Below are 6103 nucleotides of genomic sequence, written 5' to 3'. Positions count from 1 at the left end.
ATACGAATCTTGGACGATTGGTATAGAAAGGGTGCGTAAGTGGTTGATTAATATTATAATACGACAGCGCTAAAAATGTTAAAAACGGGGTTTCGAGGCGAAAGAAAGAGGAGAGGTGCTAGGCCTTGTCATAGGCACTAGGGGGGAGTATGACGGAAAGGAGAAGGGATAATTAGAGAATTGGCAAATTAGAAAATTAGTAAATGGGGAAGTGTGAGGTCTTAGGTCATAGGCAATAAGGGGAAAATATCCCCCTACTCACATACTCCGCTCTTGCGGGGCACATACACAGCTGTCGCTGGCTACCTCTCTGAGGGGGAATGTGGCAACGGAAAGGTGGAGGTAAGATGGGGAAGTTTATAAGATAGAAAGTCTTTTATTTTGTCCACGAGAAAAGGCGCATATCTCCTGCTTCTAAGGTGTATGTTTTAGAGGTTGTCCAATCGACGGGGAGCAAGCGGGCTTCTTTGCTTACTTCTTGTACTTCGGCAGTGGCTTTTATCTCTAAGGGCAACGTTTTAAGAGGACTGTGGTTTACAATCATCAAATAGTAGCGTGCCCCGTTCTGCAAAAGCGAAACAGTTGCCCCTATATCACCTGTTTTGAGGACTTCAAAGTTTTTGGGCAATACCAATCTTTTAGTACCTGCGGGAATGCTTTTGCCGGTATGCCATACGTTGAGCATCTTTGCTCCTACGAACACGCCGGAAAGCTTCTGTACTTCGGCATTGGCTTGCGCTAATCGGTAATAGGTAGCATTTTTAGAGCCATCGGGCGCAATAGGCGCTTTGTAAGTTAGGTTATCAGGAGGGGTGGTATAGGTGAAGAACTGCATCAGTTGCGAACCATAGGCTAAGTTGGTGTACAGTTGCAAGCGGAGGTCGGCAAGAGTAGGTTCTGGGTATCCACCTTCACCGAGAGGGTGGGACGATGATAGCACGAGCGTCCATAGAGGAATGCGTAATTCTTTGGCTTTTGCCGAGAAGACTTCTAAGTTTTTATACCACAATCCGTTTACGGTTCTCTCTTTTGCTCCTTTGTTCAGTACGATAGGGTAGAAGGTAGAAGAGAGCATTTGCAGAGGGAGGGTGCGGGTGGCTTTTTCAAGATAAACATTAAAGGAGGCGCCTAATTGCTTTTCGGAAGTGTCTATTGAGAGGAAATTCACATAGCAGATGCCTTTTTTATCGATTTGCTGAAAGCGTTTCATCTTCGCAGCTATCTTATCTAAATCTTTCATTGAGGGTTCGTCTGCCATAAACCAGCCCGCCACAGCAGGGTGGTCTTTTAGGGCTTTAATGGTTGCTTCGGTATCGGTAGAGAGTTCTGAGCAACTTACAATACTCTTCATTTGTAGGTTTTGCATCTTATTTAAAGCCTCTTTCACTTGGGGAAGGGGGGAATAATAGGTGTACATATTGTAATTTAAGCCTGCTTGTTTCATCTCTTGATAGGCTTCAGTAGAGGATTGAGGGGAGAGTCCTATCCACGCCATCATTGGAAAGGGGGTGTTGCTGGAGATAAGAGAGCCATTATCTTCGCTGTTATTGTCTTTTTGGCAACTTGTGAAAAGGCATAAAGCGCTTAAAGCGATGTAAAGAAATCTTTTCATTTGGGTGATGTTTATGGTCTTGATAGTGCAAAAATACAAAATAAATTGTAAAAAAGGTGATGATATGAAAGAAAATGATTACTTTTGTCGCAATAGAAAAGGAAGAGTGGTTAATTTGTAATTTATGAAAGAGCTTATTTTTACATTCATTAGTTTAGGAGCACTGTGTAGTTATGCTCAGAACTTTCCTTTGCGTACTGATGTGCAGGAAGCTGAATTGAACGGCAAGGTGAAGCGAGTAACGGAAATTACTACCTATGAAGGGAACGTATTTAGAGGGGTTGATACTACTTTTTGTTCTTTTAATGAAAAGGGATTCGTTACTGAAAGCGAAACACGGTCGTTGCGGTTCTTTCACCAAGATACTATTAGGAAAATTATAAAAAATGTAGCTGACTATAAAAAGCGAAGGGTGGTAATGACCACCTATGATACCAAAGGGAAAGAAATAGAGAAAAAGATTAAAAAAACGAATGAAAAAGGTTTTCCTATTGAAGTGGAAATGATACACAATAAAACTAAAAGAATTAAGATGTTTTATCACTATGACCCTAAGAGTTGTGCGGTAACAATTACCACTGATAGTAAAGAAACAAGTTTTAAAGGATTGCTTAGCTATGATACTGAAGGGCGCTTACTTACTGAAGAAACGTATATAGATGAACAAGTAAGACCCATAAACAAACTTAGTTATACTTATAACCGCAAAGGTTTTGAGGAAAAGAGAGTTGTAGAGACTTTTTTTCCTAATAAAGACAAAAGAAAGCTAACGTATCGTTACCGATACGATACTGAAGGCAGTGCAGCCCAAATAAAACAATATGAAGAGGAGACACTGATTTATACTAGTGAACGCAAGATAGAATATTATTAATGGTTTAAAAATAAATATAAATGAAAAGAACGATTTTAATGCTCCTTATTGTCTTTGGAGCACTCTCTTGTAGTAAAGAGGATATTAAGAGATTAGAAGGAAAGGTAGATGTTACCGTCTACGTAAAAGACAACAACGGTACACCCTTAAAGAATTGGGAGGTATATGCTTACGATGAATGGGCGTGGGAACACAAAAGTGACTCGCACCCTACTTTTCACGCGAAGCGGTCGGCGACTGATGATGAGGGGATAGCCTCGTTTGTACTGAGTGTAGATGTGATTGATGAGCAGGAAGTGTATCAGTTTGTGGTGTATTACACTGAGGACAATGCAGGGAAGAAGAATCTTTCGGGCACTGAAATTACTAAGAACAGTTTGAAAACAGTGAAAACGGTTACCCTTAAAGCGAAAGAAAAATCAACGATTACAATTACGTTGTAGTAGTTATCGGACAGGTTTGCCCCTTGAAACTTAAAAACGCTAAAACATTATGGATAAGAACAGTGTTTTACAGTACAAAAATCTGTTTGACGGCATTACTCATTATATAGAAAGTGAAGATGCCAAAGAGAAAATAGAAGTGTGGTTTGCCCGTGAGTTACAAACCATATTGGGCTATGCCCGATGGGAGAACTTTTCGGTAGCGATACACCGAGCAGTTGCTTCGTGTAAGTCGCAACAAATCAATGTAGATGACCATTTTCGTGAGGTCACGAAAATGGTCGAGTTAGGTAGTGGTTCCAAGCGTGAAATAATGGATTTTATGCTTACTCGTTACGCCTGCTATCTCATTGCACAGAATGGCGACCCTAAAAAGGAGGAAGTAGCTTTTGCTCAGAGTTATTTTGCTGTACAAACCCGTAAGGCGGAACTCATAGAAGAACGGCTCAATTTACTCTCTCGTTTAGAAACACGCGACAAACTCAGAAGTGCCGAAAAGCAACTCTCACAGAATATTTATGAGCGTGGCGTTGATGATAAAGGCTTTGCGCGTATCCGCTCCAAAGGCGATACCGCTCTTTTTGGCGGACATACTACTGAGGATATGAAGCTGCGGTTAGGAATAAAAGCCAACAGACCTTTAGCAGATTTCTTACCAACGCTTACCATTGCCGCTAAGAACCTCGCTACCGAAATGACTAATTACAATGTGGAAAGTAATGATTTGCACGGCGAATCTGCCATCACACACGAGCACATACAAAATAACCAAACCGTCCGACAAATGTTAGGACAACGTGGTATCAAGCCAGAAGAATTACCTCCCGCCGAAGATATTAAGAAATTGGAGCGCAAAGTAGCTCGTGATGAGAAAGCAATTGCCGAAAACTCTCAAAAATTACCTAAAAACTAAAATAATAATAACTTACCTGTTACCTATGCTAAGATTCACCGCTCTTACTACCGCACAAAACCGCAAACCGGTGGCGGTACCCGAAAATGGCAAACGCTCAGAACTGTTTGCCCAAAATGTATTCAACGAAGAGGCTATGCGCCAACTGATGACCCGCGATGCCTTTGCCGCTGTAATGAACGCCATACACAATGGCACTAAAATAGACCGCCGTGTAGCCGACCAAGTGGCGACCGCTATGCGCGATTGGGCAATCTCCAAAGGCGCTACCCATTACACCCACTGGTTCCAACCTCTTACAGGGGGTACTGCCGAAAAACACGACGCTTTCTTTGAACCCGTTACCCGCGACCGCGCTATCGAACGCTTTGGAGGCGGACAGCTCGTACAACAAGAGTCTGATGCTTCCAGCTTTCCCAATGGCGGTATCCGCAATACTTTTGAGGCACGTGGCTATACGGCTTGGGATCCATCTTCACCGCCTTTTGTCTACGGCACCGTGCTTTGTATCCCTACAATATTCATTGCCTATACCGGCGAGGCGTTAGACAATAAAACGCCTTTGCTCAAAGCCCTTAGCGCTCTCGATCAAGCTGCTACCGAGGTAGCCCGCTATTTCGACAAGAATGTGAGCAAAGTAACTACTACCTTAGGCTGTGAGCAAGAGTACTTCCTCATTGATAAAGCTCTTGCCAATACCCGCCCCGATTTGATGATTACCGGCAGAACGCTTTTAGGACATCAGGCGGCGAAAGGACAACAGTTAGACGACCACTATTTAGGGGCAATTCCAAGCCGTGTGTTGGCTTTTATGCGCGATTTGGAACAAGAGTGTCTATTGCTTGGTATCCCCGTGAAAACGCGCCATAATGAGGTCGCACCTAACCAGTTTGAGTTGGCGCCTATTTTTGAAGAAGCCAACCTTGCTGTCGATCAAAACTCCCTGCTGATGGACGTGATGCGCAAAGTAGCCGAGCGTCATAGCTTTGTAATCCTATTCCACGAAAAACCTTTTGCAGGGGTGAATGGGTCGGGCAAGCATAACAATTGGTCGCTTGTTACCGATACGGGCGTAAACCTTTTAGCACCCAGCAAAACACCTATCAAGAACTTGCAATTCCTCACTTTCTTCATCTGCACTATCAAGGCAGTATGCGAATATGAACCTTTGTTAAGGGCATCGGTAGCATCGGCGACTAACGATTACCGATTAGGTGCCAATGAAGCACCGCCTGCCATTGTATCGGTGTTTATAGGCGAACAGCTTACCCAAGTGTTGGACGCCTTAGAAGTATCGTCTGATAACCTATCTCCCGAAGAAAAAACCGAACTTAAACTGAATGTAGTAGGCAAAATACCCGACCTTTTCCTCGACACTACCGACCGCAACCGTACCTCGCCTTTTGCCTTTACGGGTAACAAGTTCGAGTTCCGAGCAGTAGGCTCTAAAGCCAACTGTGGCAAGCCTACAATGGTACTGAGCACCATTGTAGCTCAGCAACTCACCGACTTTAAGAAAGCAGTTGATGCGCTCATCGAAGGGGGCAAGAAGAAAGAAGATGCTATCTTTAAAGTATTGCGCCGCTACATTAAGGAAAGTAAGAAAATACGCTTTGAAGGCGACGGCTATAGCAAAGAATGGGAGGAAGAGGCTGCCCGCCGTGGACTGTCAAACCATAAAACGACACCTGAGGCGCTGAAAGAAAACATCAGTGAGAAGGCTGTGGCTTTGTTTGAAAGTACAGGAGTCCTCAGCAAAGTAGAGCTTTTAGCGCGTTATGAAATTGGCTTAGAAGAATACGTGAAAACCGTACAGATAGAATCGCGTGTGCTTGGGGATATTGCTCGCAATCACGTGGTGCCTACTGCCGTGCGTTACCAAAACACGCTTATTGAGAACGTAAAAGGCTTAAAAGAAATCTTTGGCGATAGCTATCAAGAAGTCGCTGCCGAGCAATTGGAGCTCATACGCCATATTTCCGAGCATATCAAGGTGATCCACAGTCAGGTAGAGGCAATGGTAGAGGCGCGCAAGCACGCTAATCACTTACCCGATTTTGAAGCCAAAGCCGATGCTTATTGCACGCAAGTAAAACCTTTCTTTGAGGTAATACGCTACCATTGCGATAAGCTTGAACTTATGGTAGACGACGAACTTTGGACACTGACGAAATACCGGGAGCTGTTTTTTAATTAGCAAATTAGAAGATGAGAGAATGAGAAAATTAGGTGCGAGCCGCACAGGCAGTCGTAGCACGACG

Annotated in this window: 5 protein-coding genes; 4 read left to right on the top strand and 1 reads right to left on the bottom strand. The window is 43.6% G+C overall.

Annotation, left to right across the window (positions count from 1 at the left end):
- Positions 1–376: 376 nt before the first annotated feature.
- Positions 377–1612, bottom strand: a complete 1236-nt coding sequence (locus tag HMPREF9078_RS04515; protein ID WP_009419561.1) for a hypothetical protein — start codon at positions 1610–1612, stop codon at positions 377–379.
- 124 nt (positions 1613–1736) lie between these two features.
- On the opposite strand from HMPREF9078_RS04515, the gene HMPREF9078_RS04510 reads away from it, so the two are divergent.
- Genes HMPREF9078_RS04510 through HMPREF9078_RS04495 form a run of 4 tightly spaced genes read left to right on the top strand, consistent with a single transcriptional unit; the run spans position 1737 to position 6039 of the window.
- Positions 1737–2486 (top strand): hypothetical protein, encoded by a 750-nt coding sequence (locus HMPREF9078_RS04510; protein WP_009419560.1) that lies wholly within the window; start codon positions 1737–1739, stop codon positions 2484–2486.
- Between the two features lie 20 nt (positions 2487–2506).
- The gene (locus tag HMPREF9078_RS04505) at positions 2507–2929 is read left to right on the top strand and encodes a hypothetical protein (RefSeq protein ID WP_009419559.1); all 423 of its coding nucleotides are present in this window, start codon (positions 2507–2509) and stop codon (positions 2927–2929) included.
- 49 nt (positions 2930–2978) lie between these two features.
- On the top strand, positions 2979–3842 hold the full coding sequence (dinD, locus tag HMPREF9078_RS04500; protein ID WP_009419558.1) for a DNA damage-inducible protein D: 864 nt from the start codon (positions 2979–2981) through the stop codon (positions 3840–3842).
- Positions 3843–3867: 25 nt separating this feature from the next.
- Positions 3868–6039: a glutamine synthetase III gene (locus tag HMPREF9078_RS04495; protein WP_034542851.1), complete on the top strand. Its 2172-nt coding sequence runs from the start codon at positions 3868–3870 to the stop codon at positions 6037–6039.
- Positions 6040–6103 lie beyond the last annotated feature (64 nt).

The sequence above is a fragment of the Capnocytophaga sp. oral taxon 380 str. F0488 genome (assembly GCF_000318255.2).
In the GTDB taxonomy this organism is placed as follows: Bacteria; Bacteroidota; Bacteroidia; order Flavobacteriales; family Flavobacteriaceae; genus Capnocytophaga; species Capnocytophaga ochracea.
The sequence above is the reverse complement of the archived record's forward strand: the minus strand, read 5'-3'. Positions and strand labels throughout refer to the sequence as shown.